The sequence below is a fragment of the Nocardia aobensis NBRC 100429 genome, from assembly GCF_000308375.1.
GTDB lineage: Bacteria > Actinomycetota > Actinomycetes > Mycobacteriales > Mycobacteriaceae > Nocardia > Nocardia aobensis.
Genome location: NZ_BAFQ01000010.1, coordinates 45,332 through 66,592 on the forward strand (window position 1 = coordinate 45,332; position 21,261 = coordinate 66,592).

The 21,261-nt window shown below is 67.2% G+C and carries 22 protein-coding genes; 10 read left to right on the plus strand and 12 right to left on the minus strand.

Annotation, left to right across the window (positions count from 1 at the left end):
- Positions 1 to 119: 119 nt before the first annotated feature.
- Both RJ03_RS01525 and RJ03_RS01530 read right to left on the minus strand, forming a co-directional pair.
- Positions 120 to 326, minus strand: a complete 207-nt coding sequence (locus RJ03_RS01525; protein WP_036497307.1) for a DUF397 domain-containing protein — start codon at positions 324 to 326, stop codon at positions 120 to 122.
- Positions 323 to 1,213, minus strand: coding sequence for a helix-turn-helix domain-containing protein (locus RJ03_RS01530; RefSeq protein ID WP_245552157.1), 891 nt, complete (start codon positions 1,211 to 1,213; stop codon positions 323 to 325). Before RJ03_RS01530 ends, RJ03_RS01525 begins: the two co-directional genes overlap by 4 nt.
- A gap of 351 nt (positions 1,214 to 1,564) precedes the next feature.
- On the opposite strand from RJ03_RS01530, the gene RJ03_RS01535 reads away from it, so the two are divergent.
- Both RJ03_RS01535 and RJ03_RS01540 read left to right on the plus strand, forming a co-directional pair.
- Positions 1,565 to 1,750 (plus strand): hypothetical protein, encoded by a 186-nt coding sequence (locus tag RJ03_RS01535; RefSeq protein ID WP_036497309.1) that lies wholly within the window; start codon positions 1,565 to 1,567, stop codon positions 1,748 to 1,750.
- A 6-nt stretch (positions 1,751 to 1,756) separates the two neighbouring features.
- Positions 1,757 to 2,038, plus strand: coding sequence for a hypothetical protein (locus RJ03_RS01540; RefSeq protein WP_036497311.1), 282 nt, complete (start codon positions 1,757 to 1,759; stop codon positions 2,036 to 2,038).
- A gap of 489 nt (positions 2,039 to 2,527) precedes the next feature.
- Here the strand turns inward: RJ03_RS01540 and RJ03_RS01545 are convergent, their stop codons facing one another.
- Entirely contained in the window at positions 2,528 to 4,144 is a 1,617-nt protein-coding gene (locus tag RJ03_RS01545; RefSeq protein WP_036497313.1) for a GMC family oxidoreductase, read from the minus strand.
- A gap of 325 nt (positions 4,145 to 4,469) precedes the next feature.
- On the opposite strand from RJ03_RS01545, the gene RJ03_RS01550 reads away from it, so the two are divergent.
- Positions 4,470 to 4,961: a glutathione peroxidase gene (locus RJ03_RS01550; protein ID WP_036497314.1), complete on the plus strand. Its 492-nt coding sequence runs from the start codon at positions 4,470 to 4,472 to the stop codon at positions 4,959 to 4,961.
- 28 nt (positions 4,962 to 4,989) lie between these two features.
- On the opposite strand, the gene RJ03_RS01555 is transcribed toward RJ03_RS01550, so the two are convergent.
- Positions 4,990 to 5,556: a TetR/AcrR family transcriptional regulator gene (locus tag RJ03_RS01555; protein ID WP_083870533.1), complete on the minus strand. Its 567-nt coding sequence runs from the start codon at positions 5,554 to 5,556 to the stop codon at positions 4,990 to 4,992.
- A gap of 169 nt (positions 5,557 to 5,725) precedes the next feature.
- Here RJ03_RS01555 and RJ03_RS01560 point away from each other — a divergent pair, with 169 nt between their 5' ends.
- A complete protein-coding gene (locus tag RJ03_RS01560; protein ID WP_036497315.1) occupies positions 5,726 to 6,412 on the plus strand; it encodes a class I SAM-dependent methyltransferase in 687 nt (228 codons plus the stop codon).
- Between the two features lie 41 nt (positions 6,413 to 6,453).
- On the opposite strand, the gene RJ03_RS01565 is transcribed toward RJ03_RS01560, so the two are convergent.
- The 7 genes from RJ03_RS01565 to RJ03_RS01595 form a co-directional block, all read right to left on the minus strand.
- A complete protein-coding gene (locus RJ03_RS01565) occupies positions 6,454 to 7,527 on the minus strand; it encodes a glycoside hydrolase family protein (RefSeq protein ID WP_036497316.1) in 1,074 nt (357 codons plus the stop codon).
- The gene (locus tag RJ03_RS01570) at positions 7,514 to 8,245 is read right to left on the minus strand and encodes a class I SAM-dependent methyltransferase (protein WP_036497318.1); all 732 of its coding nucleotides are present in this window, start codon (positions 8,243 to 8,245) and stop codon (positions 7,514 to 7,516) included. The genes RJ03_RS01565 and RJ03_RS01570 overlap by 14 nt, the downstream gene beginning before the upstream one ends.
- Positions 8,239 to 9,498, minus strand: coding sequence for a glycosyltransferase family 4 protein (locus RJ03_RS01575; protein WP_036497320.1), 1,260 nt, complete (start codon positions 9,496 to 9,498; stop codon positions 8,239 to 8,241). Before RJ03_RS01575 ends, RJ03_RS01570 begins: the two co-directional genes overlap by 7 nt.
- A 69-nt stretch (positions 9,499 to 9,567) precedes the next feature.
- On the minus strand, positions 9,568 to 10,428 hold the full coding sequence (locus RJ03_RS01580) for an LLM class F420-dependent oxidoreductase (RefSeq protein ID WP_036497321.1): 861 nt from the start codon (positions 10,426 to 10,428) through the stop codon (positions 9,568 to 9,570).
- A gap of 26 nt (positions 10,429 to 10,454) precedes the next feature.
- Entirely contained in the window at positions 10,455 to 11,939 is a 1,485-nt protein-coding gene (locus tag RJ03_RS01585; RefSeq protein WP_036497353.1) for an FAD-dependent oxidoreductase, read from the minus strand.
- 14 nt (positions 11,940 to 11,953) lie between these two features.
- The gene (locus tag RJ03_RS01590) at positions 11,954 to 12,361 is read right to left on the minus strand and encodes a carboxymuconolactone decarboxylase family protein (protein ID WP_036497322.1); all 408 of its coding nucleotides are present in this window, start codon (positions 12,359 to 12,361) and stop codon (positions 11,954 to 11,956) included.
- Positions 12,351 to 13,274 carry an NAD(P)-dependent oxidoreductase gene (locus RJ03_RS01595; RefSeq protein WP_051024123.1) on the minus strand — a complete coding sequence of 308 codons (924 nt, stop codon included), beginning with the start codon at positions 13,272 to 13,274 and terminating at the stop codon, positions 12,351 to 12,353. The genes RJ03_RS01590 and RJ03_RS01595 overlap by 11 nt, the downstream gene beginning before the upstream one ends.
- A 399-nt stretch (positions 13,275 to 13,673) precedes the next feature.
- Here RJ03_RS01595 and RJ03_RS01600 point away from each other — a divergent pair, with 399 nt between their 5' ends.
- The 5 genes from RJ03_RS01600 to RJ03_RS01620 all read left to right on the plus strand — a co-directional run bounded on the left by RJ03_RS01600 (position 13,674) and on the right by RJ03_RS01620 (position 18,712).
- Positions 13,674 to 14,222, plus strand: a complete 549-nt coding sequence (locus tag RJ03_RS01600; protein WP_036497324.1) for a Cif family virulence factor — start codon at positions 13,674 to 13,676, stop codon at positions 14,220 to 14,222.
- Between the two features lie 5 nt (positions 14,223 to 14,227).
- Complete coding sequence (locus tag RJ03_RS01605) at positions 14,228 to 15,469, plus strand: hypothetical protein (RefSeq protein WP_174372249.1); 1,242 nt, start codon at positions 14,228 to 14,230, stop codon at positions 15,467 to 15,469.
- 45 nt (positions 15,470 to 15,514) lie between these two features.
- The gene (locus tag RJ03_RS01610; protein ID WP_036497326.1) at positions 15,515 to 17,128 is read left to right on the plus strand and encodes an acyl-CoA synthetase; all 1,614 of its coding nucleotides are present in this window, start codon (positions 15,515 to 15,517) and stop codon (positions 17,126 to 17,128) included.
- Between the two features lie 133 nt (positions 17,129 to 17,261).
- Positions 17,262 to 17,948: an acetoacetate decarboxylase family protein gene (locus RJ03_RS01615; RefSeq protein WP_036497327.1), complete on the plus strand. Its 687-nt coding sequence runs from the start codon at positions 17,262 to 17,264 to the stop codon at positions 17,946 to 17,948.
- Positions 17,945 to 18,712 carry an SDR family NAD(P)-dependent oxidoreductase gene (locus tag RJ03_RS01620; RefSeq protein ID WP_036497328.1) on the plus strand — a complete coding sequence of 256 codons (768 nt, stop codon included), beginning with the start codon at positions 17,945 to 17,947 and terminating at the stop codon, positions 18,710 to 18,712. Before RJ03_RS01615 ends, RJ03_RS01620 begins: the two co-directional genes overlap by 4 nt.
- Positions 18,713 to 18,827: 115 nt before the next feature.
- On the opposite strand, the gene RJ03_RS01625 is transcribed toward RJ03_RS01620, so the two are convergent.
- Positions 18,828 to 19,649 carry a crotonase/enoyl-CoA hydratase family protein gene (locus RJ03_RS01625; protein ID WP_051024124.1) on the minus strand — a complete coding sequence of 274 codons (822 nt, stop codon included), beginning with the start codon at positions 19,647 to 19,649 and terminating at the stop codon, positions 18,828 to 18,830.
- Between the two features lie 136 nt (positions 19,650 to 19,785).
- On the opposite strand from RJ03_RS01625, the gene RJ03_RS01630 reads away from it, so the two are divergent.
- The coding region (locus RJ03_RS01630) for a succinic semialdehyde dehydrogenase (protein ID WP_051024125.1) at positions 19,786 to 21,261 on the plus strand (1,476 nt) is incomplete at its 3' end.

The following is a 21,261-nucleotide window of genomic DNA, read 5'->3' on the forward strand; positions in this document are numbered from 1 at the left end:
CAATGTGCAAATGATGCGTCAAATCGATCGAAGTCGCCGCATCATGTCCGACCTTGAAGGCGATCAGTCGGCGAATCGAATTCCTCTGCGGCACAAGGAAACGTGAGCCTAGGGAGAGATCAAGCGTGGTCGAGGGTGCCGTTGCGGAGGTCGGTGGTGAAGGCGTCCCATTCGGCAGGGGTGAAGACGAGGGCGGGGCCGGTGGGGTTCTTGGAGTCGCGGACTCCGATGTGTCCGGTGGTGAGGAACGCGGTCTCCACGCAGTCCTTGCCGCCCGAACTGCGGCTGGACTTGAACCACTTCGCCCCGGTCAGATCGACGTTCACGCTCGGAACTCCCTTGCTGTGTGCCGCAGAAGACGCTTGCTATCTGCAACGTCAAGTGCCGCTTGCTGGATGACGTTGTACGCCTGACGATACCGTCCCACATCGGCGTTTCGCTCGAGGTACATATCGCCCGCGTAGGACTCGATATAGACCACGGTTGGCGAGATATCGCGGCCCTTCGAGTCTTGACCGAATTCGAGGATCGTGAACGGCCCCGGCGGTGTTCCCAGCGGAAATCCGGCGGCGAACGGTAGGACTCGCACGGTGACGTTGGCGGGCGCGTCGGCGAGATGACGTAGCTGCTCTGCCATGATCGCCGGAGTGCCGACCATCGTCCGCAGAACGGCTTCTTGAATTACCAAATCCACTTTGGCCGGGTTGGTTTTCCGGGTGACGAGCACTTGTCGTCGGCGCTTCAGCTCCATGCGCCGCTCCAATTCGTCCCTTGCAATTCTCGGGAAATAGATCTGATCCAGGAGACGGGCGTAGTTCGGGGTCTGAAGTAGGCCAGGCAGCATGTCCGGGCGAAAGATCGCCAGCTGTCGCGCCGACGATTCCAATCCCACGTACAGGTCGAAGTTCCCCGAAATAACGTCATCGAATGCTTGCCACCAGCTTTTGCCGGTGCTCTGTTTCGCCAGGGCGACCAGGCCGGCGATGACCTCGGGATCGTCGATGTCGTAGATCCCGCACAGTGCCTCCACGTCGAGTACGCGGATGGCCGGCGACTTTCCGGCCTCGAGCCGAGACAGTTTGCTCGCCGACCATTGCATAAGCGGCGCAACGTCTTCCAGCCGCAGGCCGACGCCCAGGCGGGCCTCCTTGAGATACCTTCCCAATTGTCGCCGGGGCAGGGTGGTCGAGCTGTCCTCACCAATGTTCGTCACGGATTCCTCGTTTGCATCGTGAGCGGTCGCCGTTTGCACGAGGAAAGAAATCGGCTACCCCCGTGCGAACCGCTCTGGGCCGTCGCAGAACCTTCGTTGCATATGCATGGCGCTATTGTCCCGCCGGCTCAGTCGGTGGTCTTCTTGAGCCACCCCGATGGCCGGGAAACTCGAATCGGCAAGTCGCACAACCGTTGCCCCCGGATGCGACTACAACCGTGATGATACCGACGAGACATTACCGCGTAGCACCGACGCCGCAAGGTGGTGGCCGAAAATGGCCCCGGCCATCGGGAGTACCAGCAGCCGCGTGTCCGCTGGTGCCCCGACGATGTCCGGAGGTGTTCTCCCGTGCACGGTTTGCGACCGATCATCCACAGCGCCCTGCCGACCATGACCACCGCGCTCGCTCACCGCATCATGCAGGACCATCTCGATTGTCCGATCACGGTGTGCCCCCGCAAATTACAGGCCAAACTGTGGCTCGTCGCGACGGGCGCCCTGCACCCCGCCGACCGCCCGCACTTCGGAATCTGACCGGCCATGACCAATCCGATCTTCCACGGCCCGCTCGCCAACCCGATCTCCCCGGAGCGGATGCACCGCGAGATCCACGCCGACCGCCACGCGGCCTGCACCCCGCAAACCTGCGACATGCTCAGCAGCTGCCGCAACATCCTCACCACCCTCGGCCACGACCCCGACGCCGTGACCACCGCCCAATGCGCCGCCTGCCGCACCGGGCCCACCATGAAAACGCCTCGCTCGCAGGACGTTCCGACGCCACCGTCCACACTCCCCACCGAGTGCCGCGAGCGAGCCTGAGGTGCCTGCGGGGTCCCCTCCCGACCCCGCAGGCCACCGCAACTCCCCACCACCGCAACGCCTCGCGCGTCGTCTCGCCCGACAAGGAACGACGTATGACACCTTCTCTGCCGCAACGCATTCCACGAACACCATCCGCCCCGGCGATCCAAGGCGACCCACACTGGTACGCGGCAATCGCACAAGCCCTACGCGCCACCCCCGCCACCAGCTTCCCCTGCCTGAACGACCTGATACCCCGCCACACCCCAACGTCCGAACCAAACAGACCCCACCCATCCCCAGATGTGAACTAATCGTGCAAACCTCCACGAAAATGCGTGAAAACCGCAAATTCGAGCGAGGTTTGCACGATCAGTACACGCGCCGTCCCCTCGGGAACGCTCACCGTTCACCGTCGACACGATCTCGGCGACAGCCGACCCCGCGGACGACGACGGCCCCGGTTGCGATCGGTGATCACAACCGGGGCCGGTGGAGCGAGGCGAATTATGCGGAGGCGGTGATGAATTCGGCCGCCTTCTCGCCGATCATGTAGCACGGGGCGTTGGTGTTGCCGCCGGTGATGCTCGGCATGATCGAGGCGTCGGCCACGCGCAGGCCCTCGATGCCGCGCACCCGCAGCTGCGGGTCGACGACGGCGCGCTCGTCCACGCCCATCCGGCAGGTGCCGACCGGGTGGTAGACCGAGTGGATCCGCATCGGCAGCTCGCGACGCAGCGCCGTCTCGTCCTGGAAGGCGGGGCCGGGGGAGAACTCTTCGGTGATGTCGCCCGCGATCGCCTTGTTCGCCGCGGCCTCGCGGATCATGCCGATGGCCTCGACCAGGAAGTCCATATCGGCCGGGTCCGAGAGGTAGCCCGGGTCGATCAGCGGCGAGGTCAGCGGATCGGTGGAGGCCAGGCGCAGTTCGCCGCGGCTCTTCGGGTAGATCAGCGTCGGGAAGATCGTCAGCGCTTCCCGCTTGTCCACCATGTGCAGCTTGTCCTCGTCCTGGTTGGGCGTCGGGTAGCTCCACGGCAGGGTGTGGATCTGCATATCCGGGATGTCCTTGGCGAACGAGGTCCGCACGAAGCCCACGGATTCGAAGACCGTACGCCCGAACCAGGAGCTGCCGGGGCTGCGCAGTTCCTTGAGGAAACCGGCCGCGAAATGCGACGGAATGCCACGGTGCAGCGCCTTCTTCGAGATGAAGGTCATCGGGACGAACAGGTGGTCGTGCAGGTTCTGGCCGACCGGCAGATCCGCGTTGACCTCGATGCCGAGGTCGCGCAGGTGCCCGGCGGGGCCGACTCCCGACAGCATCAGGATGTGCGCGGAACCCATCACGCCACCGGAGACCACGACCTCCTTCTCGGCGCGGATGATCCGGCGGCCCTTCTTCTCGATGACCTCGACGCCGATGGCGCGGCCCTTCTCGATCACCACGCGCGCCACGTGCGCCTTGGTGACGACCTTCAGATTCGGATTGGGGCGGTTGGTGATGAAGCCGCGCGAGGAGCTGTAGCGCAGGCCGTCCTTCACGCTCTGCTGGAAGATGCTGATGCCCTCTTGGGACTCGCCGTTGTAGTCCTCGATGACCGGGACGCCGAAGGTCTCGGCCGCGGCCTCCATCCACTCCTTGGCGATCGGGGTGAGGTCCTTCTGCCGGGTCACCTCGATGGGGCCGCCGGAACCGCGCAGGTCGCTGGCGCCGTCCTCCCAGTTCTCCAGGCGCTTGTAGGCCGGCAGCACATCCTCGTAGCTCCAGCCCGCACAGCCCTCGGCGGCCCAGGAATCGAAGTTGGCCTTGTTGCCGCGCACGAAGAGCATGCCGTTGACCGAACTCGAACCGCCCAGCACCTTGCCGCGCGTCATCGGCACCCGGCGCTCCGCGGCGTGCTTCTGCGGAATCGAGTACTGCGACCAGGTGACCTGGTGCTTGAGCTGCGGGACGGTGTGAACCGTGGTGATCATGCCCGGGACCGTGACCAACTTGGTGTTGTCCTTGCGGCCGGCCTCGAGCAGGATGACGCTGGCGCCCTGCTCGGCGAGCCGACTAGCGACAGTGGCACCGGAGCTGCCCGCGCCGATGACGATGTAATCGGCTGCGCTGGTGTCGGTCATGTTCGGTTACCTCATCTTCGAAGTGGTAGCGGCTGATCGCGGCAGCGCTCGGCGCGGGAGCGTGCCTCAGCTCACTGTAGAACAAGTTCTAATAATGGTGAAGACGCGCGGTGGGGAAAAATGATGCGCGGGACGCGGTCCGGGAGCGACTTCCTGGCTATGACCAGGGATGTTGTCCACGTCACACTATAGAACAGGTTGCAGTTAGTTCGCCCGTGCAGGGACGCGGCGACGGGTGTGCCGACCCTCGGCACCCCGTCCGTGGACGGGTCCGGCGACGGAAGTCGCGCTCGCACCCGCCGAGATTCGACCTATCATTTCGACTGTGACCGATATTCGTGAAATTCCCGTCCAGACCCTCGCCGGCGAGCCCGCGACCCTGGCCGAACTCGCCGGTGACAAGGCCCTGCTCGTGGTCAACGTCGCCTCGAAATGCGGTCTGACACCGCAATACACCGGACTCGTTGCGCTGCAACAGGCATACGGCTCGCGCGGATTCAGCGTCGTCGGCGTGCCGTGCAACCAGTTCATGGGGCAGGAGCCCGGCACCGCGGAGGAGATCCAGCAGTTCTGCTCGACCACCTACGGCGTGGATTTCCCGTTGCTCGCCAAGGTCGACGTCAACGGTGACGACCGGCATCCGCTGTATCGCGAACTCGTGCAGACCGCCGATGCCGAAGGCGACGCCGGCGATATTCAGTGGAATTTCGAGAAATTCCTCGTCGATCGCGACGGTAAGGTCGTCGGCCGTTTCCGTCCGCGCACCGAACCGCAGGATCCGAATGTGGTCGCCGCCATCGAAGCGGTATTGCCGTAATTTCCGGAATGCGCCGGGAATTACGCGATCAGTCCCGCAGCACCTGCAGGGCCGATTTTTCCAGTCGATCGGCGATTTCGGCGTACGAGGCGTAACCCACCCCGGCGCGCACCAGGGCGCCGGCGTAAAGCAATTCCAGCGTTTCCACCACATCGGGATCGGCATCCGGGCCCAAGGCGTCCAGCAGGCGCCGCCGGATCTCGGTCCCGATGCGGGTGCGCAGATGTGCGACGTCGGGGTCCGTGCCCAGCAGCGCGCTGGTCACCGCGCCCGCCAGTGCGGGTTCGTCGGCGACCAGCATGGCGATCTGCCGCAACACCGCGACCACCCGGGTGGTCCGGTCGGCGCCGGCCTCGGGCTCCGGCGGCGCGTCGGCCGCCAGTCGCCGCCAGAAGACCTCGGCGACCAGGTGTTCCTTGGAGGAGAAATAGGTGTAGGCGGTGGCCGTACCCACTCCGGCGGCCGCGGCCACCATGCGCACGGTGAGGCCGGCGAAGCCTTCGCGCGACAGCACCTCCAGCGCGGCCTTGGTCAGCCGGTCGACGGTATCGGCCTGCTTCTCGGTGAGGCGGCGGCGAGTTGCCTCCATATTCACCGGTGTAGGCTCGGTGGAAATGGGATCGGACACGTGTCTGGATGCTACTGTAGTGAAGCTTCGAAAGCAACTCGCATACCTGTTGCCGGAGTGGATACGGTCGCAAATCACACAATATCGCATCCGCTCGCAAAGTATCGAGAGATGATTTCCGAAAGGTGTTCTTCTGATGACTCGTGCCGATTCGATAATTCCCGCGGAATCCGATATTTCCGCGGATACTCGGCGATTGTTCGAGCTGGCCGAGCAGGCGACGGGCTTCATGCCGGTCGAGGAGGGACGGGCGCTCTACGAGGCCGCGCGGCGTTACGCGGGCGACGGAATAATCGTGGAAATCGGCACCTACTGCGGTAAGTCGGCGATATATCTCGGCGCGGCGGCCCGCGACACCGGCGCCACCGTCTACACCATCGACCATCACCACGGGTCCGAGGAACATCAGCCCGGCTGGGAATATCACGACACCTCGCTGGTCGACCCCGAAACCGGCCGCTTCGACACCTTGACCACGTTCCGCCGCACCATCGTGCGGGCGGAATTGACCGATACCGTGATCGGCGTGGTGGGCCCCTCCGCGACCGTGGCGAAGCACTGGCGCAGCCCGATCCGGCTGCTGTTCATCGACGGCGGACATACCGAGGCCGCGGCCCAGCGGGACTACGACGGCTGGGCGCACTGGGTGGCGGCCGGTGGCGTGCTGGCCATCCACGACGTCTTCCCGGACCCGGCCGACGGCGGGCAGGCCCCGTACCACATCTATCGAAAGGCGTTGGACAGCGGCAATTTCCGCGAGGTCGCGGCCATCGGATCGCTGCGGCTGCTCGAGCGCGGCACGGGATGCGGCGGTAAGGGCTGAAGCGAGGAAGGCTGAGGTGGCCGGGCCGTGTCGCGGCCGCCTCAGCTGGGCGAGCGCACGCAGTCGCAGGTGAGGCCGGTCGCGATATCCGCACTGGGCGCCAGGTCACGGAAGACGCCGTTGCCGCCGGTGGTGCGGGTCAGCGCGTCGGCGGCCAGCACCGCCGCCGCCCCGGTCCAGGTGGTGCGCTCCTCCGGCCAGCGTTTACCGTCGGCGAAAACCAGTCCGGTCCAATAGGATCCGTCGTCCTCGCGCAGGTGCTGGATGCTCGCGAGCAGTCGCAGCGCGCGATCGCGGTCGCCGAGGGTGTCCAGTGCCAATGCCAGTTCACAGGTTTCGGCGCCGGTCACCCACGGGCGATCGGAGACGCAGCGAATGCCGATCTCACCGACCACGAAATCGCTCCAGCGCGAGGCGATCCGGGCATGTCCGGCCTCGCCGCGCAGCGCACCGCCCAACACCGGGTAGTACCAGTCCATCGAATACCGGTCCTTCTCGGCGAAGGATTCCGGATGATGCCGCAGCGCGTGGCCGAGGCGCAGCGCCGCGACCTCCCATTCCGGCTGGGCCAGGCCGAGCAGTTCCGCGATCGCCAGCCCGCAGCCGATGCTGTGGAACATACTCGAGCAGCCGGTGAGCAGCGCCTCGGGCAGGATGCCCTTTTCGGTCCGCAGCCAATAGATCTCGCCGTTGCGGCCCTGCTGCAACGAGATGACGTAATCGATGGCCGCGCGCACGGTCGGCCACATCGTGTCCACGAAGCGCCGATCACCGGTGCAGCGGTAGTGGTGCCAGACACCGGTGGCGATGTAGGCGCAGAAATTGGTGTCGGTGTCGGCGGTCTCGACGACGTCGCCGCGGAACTGCGACGGCCAGGAGCCGTCCGCGCGCTGGGTGTCCGCCGACCAGGCATAGGCGGCGCGCGCGGCATCGTGCAGACCCGCCACCGTCAGCGCCATCGCCGACTCGACGTGGTCCCAGGGGTCGGTGTGCCCGCCCCGGAACCACGGGATCGCGCCGTCGCTGTGCTGTTGTGCGGCAATGGATTCCGCGGTGGCCCGGCACTGCCGGGCGGTGAGGACGCCGGGAATCGAGGGCAGCTCAGCGGCGCGCACCGGACACCGCCGGCTTGGTGAAGTACAGGGCGACGCTCTTGCCGATCACCGGGTCCAGGGCCGATTCGGCGACACGGGTCAGCCACGGCCGTTTCATCATGTCCCACACCAGCATCCGGTGATACAGCTGCACCGGCCGGGCGTCGGGCTTGTCCACCCCGACCAGGCATTTCAGCCACCAGTACGGAGCGTGCAGGGCGTGCGCGTGTTCGCTGTGGATGAATCGCATCCCGCGCGCGGTGACCTTGCCGCGCAGTTCGTCGGCGCGGTAGATGCGCACATGCCCGCCCTCGTTGGCGTGGTATTCGTCCGAGAGCAGCCAGCAGATCCGCTCGGGCAGCCAGCGCGGCACCGTGATCGCCAGGGCCCCACCGGGTTTGAGGATGCGTACCAGTTCGGCGATGGCGCCGTCGTCGGCCGGAATGTGCTCGAGGATCTCGGAGGCGATGACGACGTCGAATTCGCCGTCCTCGAAGGGCAGGGCCAGCGCGTCGCCCTGGACCGTCTCGGCCTGCGCGTAGTCGGGAGCCTCGTCGGCCTCGGCGAGTGCACCGAACATGACCTTCACATCGGCTAGGTCGTCGGCGTTCTGATCGAAGGCGACGATATCGGCGCCGCGCCGGTACGCCTCGAAGGAATGGCGACCCTGTCCGCATCCCACATCGATGACCCGGACGCCCGGCCCGATCCCCAAGCGGTCGAAATCGACGGTCAGCATACGGTCGCCTCCTGTGTATCGGCGGTCAGATCGGTGCCCTGGCGGCGGGCGATGGCGCGTTCGTACACCGAAACCGTCTGGGCTGCCACGGCTTCCCAGCTGAAGACGGTGAGTGCGCGGTGGCGCCCGGCGGCGCCGAGGTCGTCGATGCGACGCGGATTGTCGAGCAGTTTTCCGAGGACGCCGGTCAGTTCGTCCACATTGCCCGGCTCGACCAGTTCGGCACAGTCGGCCGCCACCTCCGGCAGCGCGCCGGCCCGGCTGGCGACCAGGGCGGTGCCACTGGCCAGCGCCTCCACGGCAGGCAGCGAAAAGCCCTCGTACATGGACGGAATGCAGGAGATCTGCGCCGAGGCCAGCAGTTCGGCCAATGCCTCGTCGGACAGTCCGCTCGACACCGTGACGATATCGGAGATGCCCAGTTCGGCGATCAGCTTCTCGGTGGGGCCGTTCGGTTCCAGCTTGGCCACCAACTGCAATTCGACGTCGTGGGTGAGCCGCAACCGCGCGAGCGCCTGCAGCAGGTGGGAGATGCCCTTGAGCGGTTTGTCGGCGCTGGCCACGGCCACGATCCGGCCGGGTACGCGGCGCTCGCGGGGCCGGAACAGTTCGGTGTCGACGCCGAGCGGGACCACCCGTAACTGGGAGGCGTCGACGCCGAAGTCGTCGGCGATATCGGCGGCCGAGGTAGAGGAGACGGTGATCAGATCCGGAATCAGCCGGGCGACGCGCTGCTGCATGCCGAGGAATCCGTACCAGCGGTGGACGAACGCCTTGCGCCGCCACGGGGCGGCCGCCAGATCGACGGCCCGGTCGCGGGTGATCGGGTGGTGGATCGTGGCCACCAGCGGCACCCGCCGGGCGATGTCGAGCAGTCCGGAACCGAGGCACTGGTTGTCGTGCACCACATCGAAATCCGCGGCGCGCGAACGCAACAGCCGGGCCGCGCGCAGGCTGAACGTGCGCGGCTCCGGGAAGCCCGCGGTCCACATCGTGCCCAGTTCCAGCAGGTCGATGCGGTCGCGGATCTCTCCGGGCCGCGGCGTGCGGAACGGGTCGGAATCGCGGTACAGATCCAGGCTCGGCACCTCGGTCAGCCGCACTCGGGGATCGAGCAGTTCCGGGTACGGCTGACCGGAGAAGACCTCGACCTCATGGCCGAGTTCGGCCAGGCCGTGACTCAACTTCCGGACATACACCCCCTGCCCGCCACAGTGGGTCTTGCTGCGGTAGGACAGCAGGGCGATACGCACGTCTTCGGCTCACTTCCTGTTCGGGCGCCAGGTCGCGTAGTGGTTCAGGCGCTCGCGCGCGGTTGTCGATCAGGCGCTCGCGCGCAGGGGCGCGAGCTTGCCGGCCAGGCGGTCGAGATAGGCCAGCACCTCGGCTTCGGACTTGTCCGGCAGTCCGTACAGTACGTCGGTCACCCCGGCGGCGTGCCATTCGGTCAGCCGCTGCGTGTCGGGTTTGCCGTCGAGGGCGACCACCCGCGGGGTGTCCTCGCGACCGGCCTCCTGCCACACCTTGCTCAGCAGTTGCAGGCGTTCCAGCAGCGTGTGGGTCTCGTACGGGGTGGTGATCCAGCCGTCGGCCGAGCGCGCGATCCAGCGGAAACCCTGTTCGGTACCCGCGGTGCCGATCAGCACCGGCACCTTGGACTGCACCGGCTTCGGCCACGCCCAGCTGGGGCCGAACTTCACGAAGTCGCCGTCGTAGCTCGCCTCCTCCTCGGTCCACAGCGCTCGCATGGCCTCGAGGTATTCGCGCAGCACCGTGCGGCGCTTGTTGCCCGGCACGCCGTGGTCGGCGAGTTCGTCGGTGTTCCAGCCGAATCCGGCGCCGACACTGACCCGGCCGCCGGACAGATGGTCCAGCGTGGCGATCGTCTTGGCCAGCGTGATGGGGTCGTGTTCGGTGGGAAGTGCCACCGCCGTGGACAATTCGATGCGTTCGGTGACCGCCGCCGCGGTGGCCAGCGCGACCCACGGGTCGAGGGTGCGCATGTAGCGGTCGTCGGGCAGGCTCTCGTCGCCGGTCAGCGGATGCGCCGCCTCCCGTTTGATCGGGATGTGGGTGTGCTCGGGCACGAAGAACGACTCGAAGCCGCGCTCCTCGGCGGCCGCGGCCGCGACCGCGGGCCGGATGCCGCGGTCGCTGGTGAACAGGACGATGCCGAAACGCATGGGGTTCCTTTCGATTCGGTCGGGCATCAGCTCGATGCCGGACCGTCGTTGGCGGCGGCGCGGCCCGCGCGGCGACCGTAGAAGCTGCCGTCGCCGAGGGAGGTGCCGCTGGCGTAGCCGCCCGCGCAGACGCCGGAGGTGCAGCGGCCCGCGGCGTACAGGCCGGGGATCGGTTCGCCCGTGACGTGGATGACCCGGGAATCCAGATCGGTGCGCAGGCCGCCGAGGGTGAAGCCGGCGGTGAAGTTGCGCATGTCGAATCCGGCCACCGGCGTGCCGATCGGCTTCACCCACTCCGGCTTCTTGCCGAGCAGCGGGTCCGAGCCGGATTCGGCGTGCCGGTTGTAGACCTCGACGGTGGCCTGCAGCGAACCCGCGGGCAGGCCCATATCGCTTTCGAGTTCCTCGACCGTCTCCGCCGCCCAGGTGGGGGGCTGGCGGAAGAAGGGGCTGCTGGTCTCGGTCTTCAGCGCTTCCTCGAGCGCGGCCTCATCGATGATCAGGTAGGCCTGGTTGTCCTGCTGGATCAGCGTGGCCTGGCCGATCCGGCCCGGATAGGTGTCCTCGGCGATGTAGCGCTGTCCCCGGCCGTTGACCAGGATGCCGCGAACCATCATCTGCGGATCGCCGAAGAAGGCGACCTCGGTGGCGTCCATATGCGCCAGTTCGGCGCCGAGCGCCTGGGCGACCCGGATGCCGATGCCGTCGTGTTCCTCGATCGCGGCGGCGGGCCGGCCGATGAGTCGCGGCGCGTAGCCCTCGATCATCCGCTGCTCGTAGGCGAAGCTGCCGGTGGCGAGCACCACGCCGCGACGGGCGCGGACGGTGATCTCCTTGCCGTAGCGCTTGGCCACCACGCCGACGACGCGATTGTCGTCCGCGACCACGAGCCGCTGGATCCGGATGTCGTATTCGGCTCGCACACCGAGGGATTCGGCGGTGTCGGTGAGCGGCTTCATCAGCATGTAGCCGCCACCCTGCTCGCCGATGCGCTTGTTCTGCATCTGCGGCAGATGCCCGCGCGGGGCGGGGGTGGCGATGTCCTTGAACGGCGCGGCGTTCTCACCGCCGGAATACATCAGGCCCTCGTCGTGCGGGGGTTCCCAGCCCGGCTCGCCCCAGAATTCCTCCTTGAACGGAACCCCTTGGGCGACAAGCCAGTTGAAGTGTTCGACGCTGCCCTGGCAGTAATCGTGGATCTTGGCCTCGTCCACGCCGGGCCCGAGGGCGGCCAGCATGAACTTCTCCATGTTCTCCGGGGTGTCGTCGAAACCGAGCGCCTTCTGCAGCGGCGTGCCGCCACCCAGATAGATGAATCCGCCCGACAGGGAGGCCGCACCGCCCCAGCCGCCGGTGCGCTCGAGCACCAGCACGTCGGCGCCGGCCCGGGCGGCCTCGATCGCCGCGGCGACGCCGGCGATGCCGTATCCCGCGATGACCACATCGGCCTCGTAGTCCCAGTCGGTGATATCGGCGGCGGGCTGTGGTCGCACACCCAGGGTGTCGGACATGGTGGGTTCGTTCCTCACTTCTCGGCGGACTTCTTTTCGGCAGCCTTCTTTTCGGCGGCCACGACTTTGCCGACGACGCTGTCGAGCTTGGTCCCGGCGGCCCAGCCGGTGTAGTGGCAGAGGAAGATCGCGATCTCGCGCAGCTGTTCCTCGGTGAGTTCACCGTTGCGGAGGGCCGCGCTGACCTGGATCTCGGTGACGTCCAGATGTCCCTGCGCGGTCAGCGCGCCGAGGAGCAGCAGGCGGCGATCACGCACGGACAGTTCCGGGCGGCTCCAGATATCGGCGAACAGGTGATCCGCCGTCACGGCGAAATGGGCGCCGGGTCCGTCGGATATCTCCCAGCCGTAGACCTCGCTCATCTTGGCCACTCCGCGCGCGCGACGCTGCTCGGGCGTGAGGCCGTCGGTGTCAGCGCTCATTGCTCTCCTCCGAAGTGTCGGTGCGCGCGGCCCGGGAAACTTCGCCGGGCCCGACGCCGAGGCCGTCGCCGAGACCGCTCAAAGCCATTCGGGCGAAGGGCAATTCGACGCCGAGCCGCTCGCCCAGGGCCAGGGCCAGCGACAGATCCTTCTCGCCGAGGTCGCGGGTGTGGGTGAAGATCGAATGCCAGAAGTCGTCCGCGGCGATCGGCTCGGTGGTGTCGCGCAGCATGATCGCGCCCGCACCGCCGGTGATGGCATCCGAATGCCGGACCACCTTGCCCAGGTCGACGATGTTCAGCCCGGCCGCCTCGGCCAGTCGCTGGGCTTCCGCGGTGGCCGTGAACGAGACGAAATGCAGCAGGTTGCGGGCCAGTTTCATCCGGGTGCCGGCGCCGACCTCGCCCGCGTGCACCACCAGTTCGGCCCAGTAGCCGAACGGTTCGCGCACCTTCTCGAAGGCGGCGGCGCTGCCGCCCACCATGACCGCGAGCGACCCCTTCTTCGCCCCCGCGCCGCCACCACTGACCGGGGCGTCGACGAAGTCCACCTCGTGTCCGGCGCAGATGCCGGCGAGTTCGACCGCGGTCCGGTCGCTGATGGTCGAATGCACGGCGATCACCGTGCCGGGGCGCGCGGTGCTCAGCAGTCCGTCCGGACCGGTGACCACGGATCGGACCTGCTCGTCGTTCAGGACGACCACCGAGATCACCCCGGCACGTTCGGCGACCTCGGCCGCCGTCTTCGCCGGTTCGGCGCCGCCGTCGACGAACGGCTGTACGGCCTCCGCCCGGGTGTCGCAGACGATGAGGCCACCGGGGCGGTTCAGCAGCCGCTCGGCCATCGGCGCACCCATATTGCCGAGGCCGATGAAGCCCGCGGCGCTGGTGCTGTCGTTCGTGGACCCGCTCATGGGTACCTTTCGGAGCTGTCTGGACACGTGTACGGAACTATAGGTTCGACTCTGATCTTGGCGCAAGAACTTGTTTCAATTCCGCGGCTGTGCCGAGGGTGTGGAATCGGCGCCGACCACGGCGTGGACGGCCCGCGGCACACTGGTCGAACGACCGCTTCCCGGTGGCAAAAATAGTCGATCCATTGTCGGCCCCCGCTTGCGGTGGTACCGTCCAGACACATGTCCAGCGATGTGTCTTTCGCGCCTGTCCGCGAGGGATATCCCGGCCTGAACTCGTTCTCGAAAACGGGCTGACGGACCACGACGTTCGCGGTCGCCGCAGCCCGGTGACCGCCCGGATCAGGCCACGCCGGAGATCGGCGCCGGCCCTCGACACAGAATGTGAAGGAAGCTGCGATGTCCGGTTTTTCCCGGGACGAACTCGACGAGATGGTCCGCCGCTGGGTGGTCGAGAACGAACGCTGCGAGGCGGCGGGCGACTGGCGGCCGCTGGCCGACATGTACACCGAGGACGCCACCTACGGCTGGAACTACGGCCCGACCCAGGAGTTCATGGCGGTGGGCCGCGAGGAGATCCGCGAACTCGCGCTGGGGCAGGAGATGGACGGCCTCGAGGGCTGGACCTACCCGTACCAGGAATTCGTCGTCGACGAGCGCAGCGGCAACGTGATCGGACTGTGGAAACAGGTCAACGAGAACACCCGCCCCGACGGGAGCCACTACAGCCCGGAGGGCATCGGCGGCAGCTGGTTCCGCTACGGTGGCGACTTCCAATGGTCGTGGCAGCGTGACTTTTTCGACTTCGGCAACGTCTCCGCGCTGTTCGTGGAGATGATCACCGCGAACGCGCTCTCGGAGGGTATGCAGAAGCGGATCGAGCGTTCGGGCGCCGGGCCGCTGCCGGGCTGGTACAAGATCGGCGAGTCGCCGGTCCCGCTGTGGTGAGCTCCATGAGCGCGAGTCGCTTCGCCACACTGAGCCGGGAGCAGCTGGCGGCCCTGGTGCCCGAACTGCTGCTGTGCGGGCATCTCATCGATCGCTCGGGGATGGCGCATTCGATCGGGGCCTTCGGCCGCGACGGGATGGCCGAGGTCGCGATCGAGGAATGGCAACTGGCCAGCCCGATCTACACCCGCCGGATGCGCGCGGCCCTCGACATCCCCGGCGACGGCGTCGTCACCATATTCAAAGGGCTGCAACTGGATATCGGCGCGCCGCCGCAGTTCATGGACTTCCGGTTCCGCGTCGACGACGACCACAACGGCGAGTTCTGGCTCGACCACTGCGGCGCGCTCGCCGACGTCGAGCCGATGGGTGAGGACTACGTGGTGGCCATGTGCCACACCATCGAGGACCCCACCTTCGACGCGACCGCACTGGCCACCAATCCGCACGCGCAGGTGCGCCCGATCCACCGGCCGCCCCGGCAGCCGGCCGATCGAGTGCCGGTGTGCGCGTGGACGGTTCGCATCGATCCCGGCAACGAACCGCCCGCGGTTCCGCGCAATGCGGCGCGCATGGCCGAATTCGCCGCTGTCGATATCGAATTGGCGCCGATCGAAGCCGGCGGCCCGGGGCGGTCGGACTACCGCGGGCCGCTGCTGAGCGATATCGACTTCGCGGATTTCTCGCAGTCGGCGCTGGTCCGGATGGCCGACGAGGTATGCCTGCAGCAGCATCTGCTGAACCTCGGATTCCTGATCGCGGTCGGCGAGCGCGCGGATGCGGAGACCACCGCCGCGATCGCGCGCAAACAGTTCACCGGGATCGCCGGGCTCACCTCCGAACGCCTGCGGGCGCTCCTCGGCCTCGGTACCGGCTTCGAAGACCTCGCTCAGGTCCTGCGCCTGCATCCGGCGTGGAATCCACTGCCCTACGTCGACATGCAGGTCGACGCCTATCACGATTCCGCGATCCTGCGCATCGCGCGCGACAGCCCGGGCGTACGCGACGGCGGCTGGCCGGCCGCGGTCGACGCCGAACATCTGGAGCCGCTGGCCGCCATGGTGCGCGGGGTGAACCCGCGGTTCGACATGCATGCCCGCGAGGGTGACGAGCGTGAACTCGTCGTCGAGATCACCGCCGCCGCAACGCCTTTCCGGGAGTCGCCGGAGGTCGCGATCACTCGGTTCAGCACCGGGGCGGACTTCCACTTCAGCCCCCGGCAGTCGCTGCCGCTGACGGTCGTCTGACCGCCCTCAGTCCCGAACCGCCGCAATCGACGAGAGATCTCAGATATGCCGAACAATTTCGCCGACCTGTTCGAGCACGCCGTGGACGCCATGCCGGATCGGGTGGCGCTGATTCAGGGCGAGCGCCGGGTCACCTATCAGGACCTGGAACGCCGCGCCAATCAGCTCGCCCACCACTTCGCCGCGGTGGGGCTGGGGGAGGGCAGCCACATCGGCTTCCAGATGCACAACAGCATCGAGACGATGGAAACGCTGATCGCCGCCTTCAAGATCCGGGCGGTCCCGATCAACATCAACTACCGCTACGGCGCGGACGAACTGCGCTACGTCTACGACAACGCCGACCTCGAGGCGGTGGTGCACCACCGGTGCTACGCGCAGGTCGTGGATCAGGTGCGTCCGCAGGTGACCACGCTGCGCCATGCCTTCGTCGTCGACGACGATCAGGGCGGTGAGGGCCTTCCCAGCGAATCGACCCCGTACGCCGACGCCTTCGAAAGCACCTCCACCGCACGTGATTTCGGTGAGCGCAGCGCCGACGACCTGTTCATGATGTACACCGGCGGCACCACCGGCATGCCCAAGGGCGTGATGTGGCGCCAAGAGGACATGTGGCGGGTGCTCGGCGGCGGCATCGACTTCTACACGAATGTGCCGGTGGCCGACGAGTTCGAACAGTCCCGGGTCGGATCGCAGAACGACCCGCTGCGCTGGCTACTGCTGCCGCCCCTGATCCACGCCGCGGCGCTGATGCCCACCTTCACCGCGCTGTGGTCGGGCAATACCGTCGTGTACGAGCCGCGCTTCGACGCCGACCGGGTCTGGCAGGTGGTGGCGGCCCAGCGGGTCAACATCGTGGTCATCACCGGTGACGCCATGGCGCGGCCGCTGCTCAACTCCTATCGGCAGGCACCGGTGGACGCCTCCTCGGTGGTCGCGCTGGCCTCCGGTGCGGCGCTGCTGTCGCAGCCGGTGAAGAACGAGATGCTGGAGCTGTTCCCGCATGCGGTGATCACCGATTCGATCGGGTCCTCCGAAACCGGATTCGGTGGCATCGGCGTGGCACAGAAGGACGACGACCCGTCCCGCGGGCCGCGTGTCCAGACCGGACGCGGCGCGGTCGTGGTGAACGAGGAGGGCCGGGAGGTGGCGCCCGGCGAAGAGGGCTGGATGGCCAAGAAGGGCTCGGTGCCCCTCGGCTACTACAAGGACCAGGCCAAGTCCGACAAGCTGTTCAAGACCGTCGACGGCGTCCGCATGGTCATCACCGACGACCGCGCGCGGGTGGAGGCCGACGGCACCATCACCCTGATCGGCCGCGGCAACATGGTGATCAACACCGGCGGCGAGAAGGTGTTCGTCGAAGAGGTGGAGGCCGTCGTCAAGGCCCACGACGGCGTCTACGACGTGGTGGTCATCGGAGTTCCACACGAGCGCTGGGGCCATCAGGTCGCGGCGGTGGTGTCGATCGCCGGCGCCGATCCGCTCGATTTCGCCGACCTCGAGGCGCACGTCCGCAAACACCTCGCCGGATACAAACTGCCGCGCAGCATCTGGGTGGTCGACGCGGTGGGGCGCACACCCAGCGGCAAACCGGACTACCGGTGGGCGAAAGGCCATGCCGAATCCCACCCGCCGACCTACACCGTCGGCTCCTGAATCCTGTCGGGCCCCCGCGCCGGACGTCGCTGTCGCGGCGTTCGGCGCAGCCGTGTCCGGGCGATCTCGGTGAGTGGGATTTCCGGGGCGAGAGGGCCTGCCGAATCAGACTGGAACGTGTTCTACTTGGAGGATGACAGCGGTGCATTCCGTACTCGGTGAAAAAGTCAGGATGCCGGTCGAGATCCGCGACGCCGACGCCTGCGCGGCGACATTTCTCGTCGACGCGGCAGCGGCCCGGGAGATCGTGGCGCCGACCGGACTCGAGCCACTCACGGTCGCCGGACGCGGGGTGTGCTCGCTGGTCTTCGTGCGCTACGTGGACGGCGACCTGGGCCCCTATCACGAATTCGGCCTCACCCTCATGGTGCGCGGCCGGGATCGGGACCTCGGTGTCTACATCCCGTGGCTGCCGGTGAACCAGACCTTCACCTGCGCGGCGGGCCGCGAGATCTGGGGCTTCCCCAAGGAGATCGCCGATATCCGGATCACGCCGGTGCGTCGCGGCAAGCGCTGCGAGGTCCGCATCGACGATCGCCTGGTGGTGGCGATGGAGGTCGGTGGCGGGGTGCCGTCCCCCGGCGGCATGGGCGGCGCGTCGATCGCGGCCTACACCCATATGGACGGCATCCTGCGCCGCACGCCATGGGTGATGAACCCGTCGCAGGTGCGAATGGGGCTGGGCGGCACCAGGATCGAGCTCGGTGATCATCCCGTCGCCGAACAGATGCGCGCCCTGGGGTTGCCCAAGCGCGCACTCTTCAGCAGCCGGATCGGACTGCTGCGCATGACTTTCGAAGACGCGGTGGAGGTTCGATGAGCAAGACGGCAGTGGTGACCGGTGCGGCCAGCGGCATGGGGCGCATGGCGGCCCAGCGGCTGGCGGCCGGGGGCTATCGGGTGGCCGCACTCGACATCAACGAGACCGGCCTGGCCGAGACGGCGCGGCGCTCACCGAATATGAGCACCTACGCCTGCGATGTCGCCGACGAGCAGGCGGTGCGGGCGGTGGTCGACAAGGTGCGCTCCGATCTCGGCCCGATCGAGCACGTCGTGCACGCGGCCGCCCTCTGCCGGGTGGGTTCCGCTCTGACGCACGATGTTTCGGATATGCGCCGGGTGATGGACATCAACTACGGCGGGACGATCAACATCTGCCAGGCCGTCGTGCCGGAGATGAAGCAGGCGGGCCGCGGGACCCTGGTGCTGTTCGCCTCGGTGGCGGGCTGGCTGCCCTCGCCGGGCCTGGCCGCCTACTCGGCCTCCAAATTCGCCGTCGTCTGCTATCACGAAGCGTTGGCGCAGGAGTTGAACGGGACCGGGGTACGGGTGATCTCGATCTGCCCCCCGATCGTGGAAACCCCCCTGCTGGAAGGCATTCGGGCCGCCAACGAGGCGGTGGTCGCCGGTCAGAAGGGCATCACGCCCGACCGGGTGCTGGATGCCGCTGAACGCGCCGTCGCGGACCCGAAGGCGCCGCTGTTCATTTTCCCCGGTCCGGCCAAGCCGCTGTGGCTGGCACGACGTTTCGCCCCGAACTTCCTGCGCAAGCAGGTCACTCGGATGGTGAAGCCCGAACTGTGATGGTGCTGAACTGATCGTGCAAACCTCGGCGAGAAATCGAGTTTTCTCGCAATCTCGCCGAGGTTTGCACGATATGTTCACCCGCCACGCATCCGGTGGACAGCCGGATGCGGTGTCAGCGGCCCTTGAACTCCGGCTTGCGGCGCTCGGCGAAGGCGCGCGGGCCTTCCTTGGCGTCGTCACTGCGGAAGACGGTGAGGCCGAGCTGCGCGTCGATCTTGAATGCCTCGTTCTCGTGCATGCCCTCGGTGTCGCGCATGGTCTTCAGGATCGCCTGCACCGCCAGCGGGCCGTTGGCGTTGATCTTCTCGGCGAGTTCGAGCGCCTTGTCCAGCGCGGTCCCGTCCGGCACCACATGTCCGATCAGGCCGTACTCCTTGGCCTCCGCGGCGGTGATGTGGCGGCCGGTGAGCAGGATGTCGGCGGCGACGGTGTAGGGGATCTGCCGGGGCAGACGTACCGCCGAGCCGCCCATCGGGAACAGGCTCCAGCGTGCTTCGGACACACCGAATTTCGCGCTCTCGCCGGCGACCCGGATGTCGGTGCCCTGCAGAATCTCGGTTCCGCCGGCGATGGCCGCGCCCTCGACGGCGGCGATCAGCGGCTTGGTCAGGCGGCGGCCCTTGAGCAGACCCGGAATGTTGGTCGGGTCGAACGCGCCGCCCGCGCTCATGTTCTTGGCCGGATCCTGTTTGGTCATCGCCTTGAGGTCGGCGCCCGCGCAGAACGCGCCGCCCGCGCCGGTGAGGATGCAGGAGCGGATCTCCGGGTCGTTGTCGACGGTGTCCCAGGCCTGCACCATCAGGTCGAGCATCTCGGCCGACAGCGCATTACGGACGGCCGGGCGGTTCATGGTGACGATCAGGGTCGCGCCGCGTCGCTCCAGCAGCGCGTGCGGTTCCGTGTTGCTACCTGTTTCAGTTGCTGCCCTCGTCATCGCCGACCCACTTTCCTCATGGTATTACTCGCGTTTTGCGGACGAAGTTACCCCGCAACGTTGTACAGAACAATAACGTGTTCTAGTTTGGATGATGGTGACCGCCGTCACGGGCGGCAAGTTATGGAGATCGCTGATGGAGACAACCACGCACAGCGGCGCTGAGGCGACGTCGCACAGCGGCGCCGCGAGCACGCTGCCGCCGCGGATCACGAAGACGCTGATCGACCGCCTCACCGGGCTGATCACCGCGGGCACCGCGGGGGAGAAGCGCGAACCCTACGACATGATCGAGGTGTACACCGGCGCGGTCGTCGGTGAGCTGCCGCAGTCCTCGCCCGAGGACGTCGCCGCGGCGGCCGACAAGGCGCGGGCGGCGCAGCGGGAATGGGCGAACTGGCCGGTCAAGCGCCGGCTGCAGGTCTTCGAGAAGGCCCATGAGCTGATTCTCTCCGAACTCGACACCATCGCGGATCTGATTCAGATCGGCTGCGGCAAGACCCGCCGGATGGCCATCGAGGAATCGTGCGATCCGGTGATGGTGATCAGCCACTACCTCAAACACGCCGAGCGGATCCTCAAACCGATCCGGCGCGGCGGCGCAATGCCCATCATCTCCACCTCCACCGAACAGCATCGGCCCAAGGGCGTCGTCGCGGTGATCGCGCCGTGGAACTTCCCCTTCGCGATCTCGATCTCCGATTCGATCCCGGCCCTCATCGCCGGCAACGGCGTGGTGATCAAACCGGACAACAAGACCGCGCTGTGCACGCTCTACGGCGTCGAACTGCTGCGCAAGGCGGGGCTGCCGCGCGATCTGATCCAGGTCGTCTGCGGTACCGGACCCGACGTCGGCCCGACCCTGATCGACCACAGCGATTTCGTGATGTTCACCGGCTCCACCGCCACCGGCCGCACCATCGGCGAGCGCGCGGGCCGCAACCTGATCAGCTGCAGCCTCGAACTCGGCGGCAAGAATCCGATGATCGTGCTCGAGGACGCCAACCTCGACGAGGTCATCCCGGGCGCGATCTTCGCCGTGTACGGCAACTCCGGTCAGGCGTGTATGCATATCGAGCGCATCTACGTGCACGACCGCGTCCATGACGAGTTCGTGCGCCGATTCGTCGCCGCGGCAGAGGAATTGGGGTCGAAGGCGGGTGCGTCGTACACCGCCGATCCGGAATTCGGTTCACTGGTCTCGGTCGATCACATGCGGCGGGTTGCCGCCCACGTCGACGACGCCGTCGCGAAGGGCGCGACCGTGCTGACCGGCGGCAAGGCCCGCCCGGATATCGGCCCGGCGTTCTACGAGCCCACCGTGTTGACCGGTGTGACCCCCGAGATGGAGCACGCGACCGTCGAAACCTTCGGCCCGGTCGTCACCGTCTACCGCTACACCGACGAGAACGAGGCCGTCCGGCAGGCCAATGCCACCACCTACGGCCTCAACGCCAGCATCTGGAGTACGGATTTCGCTCGGGCCGAGAAGCTCGCCGACCGGCTCGAGGCGGGCAATGTCAACGTCAACGACGGGTTCGTCGCGACCTATTCGGCGAAGATGACGCCCTCGGGTGGCGTGAAGCAGTCCGGCGTCGGCACCCGGCACGGC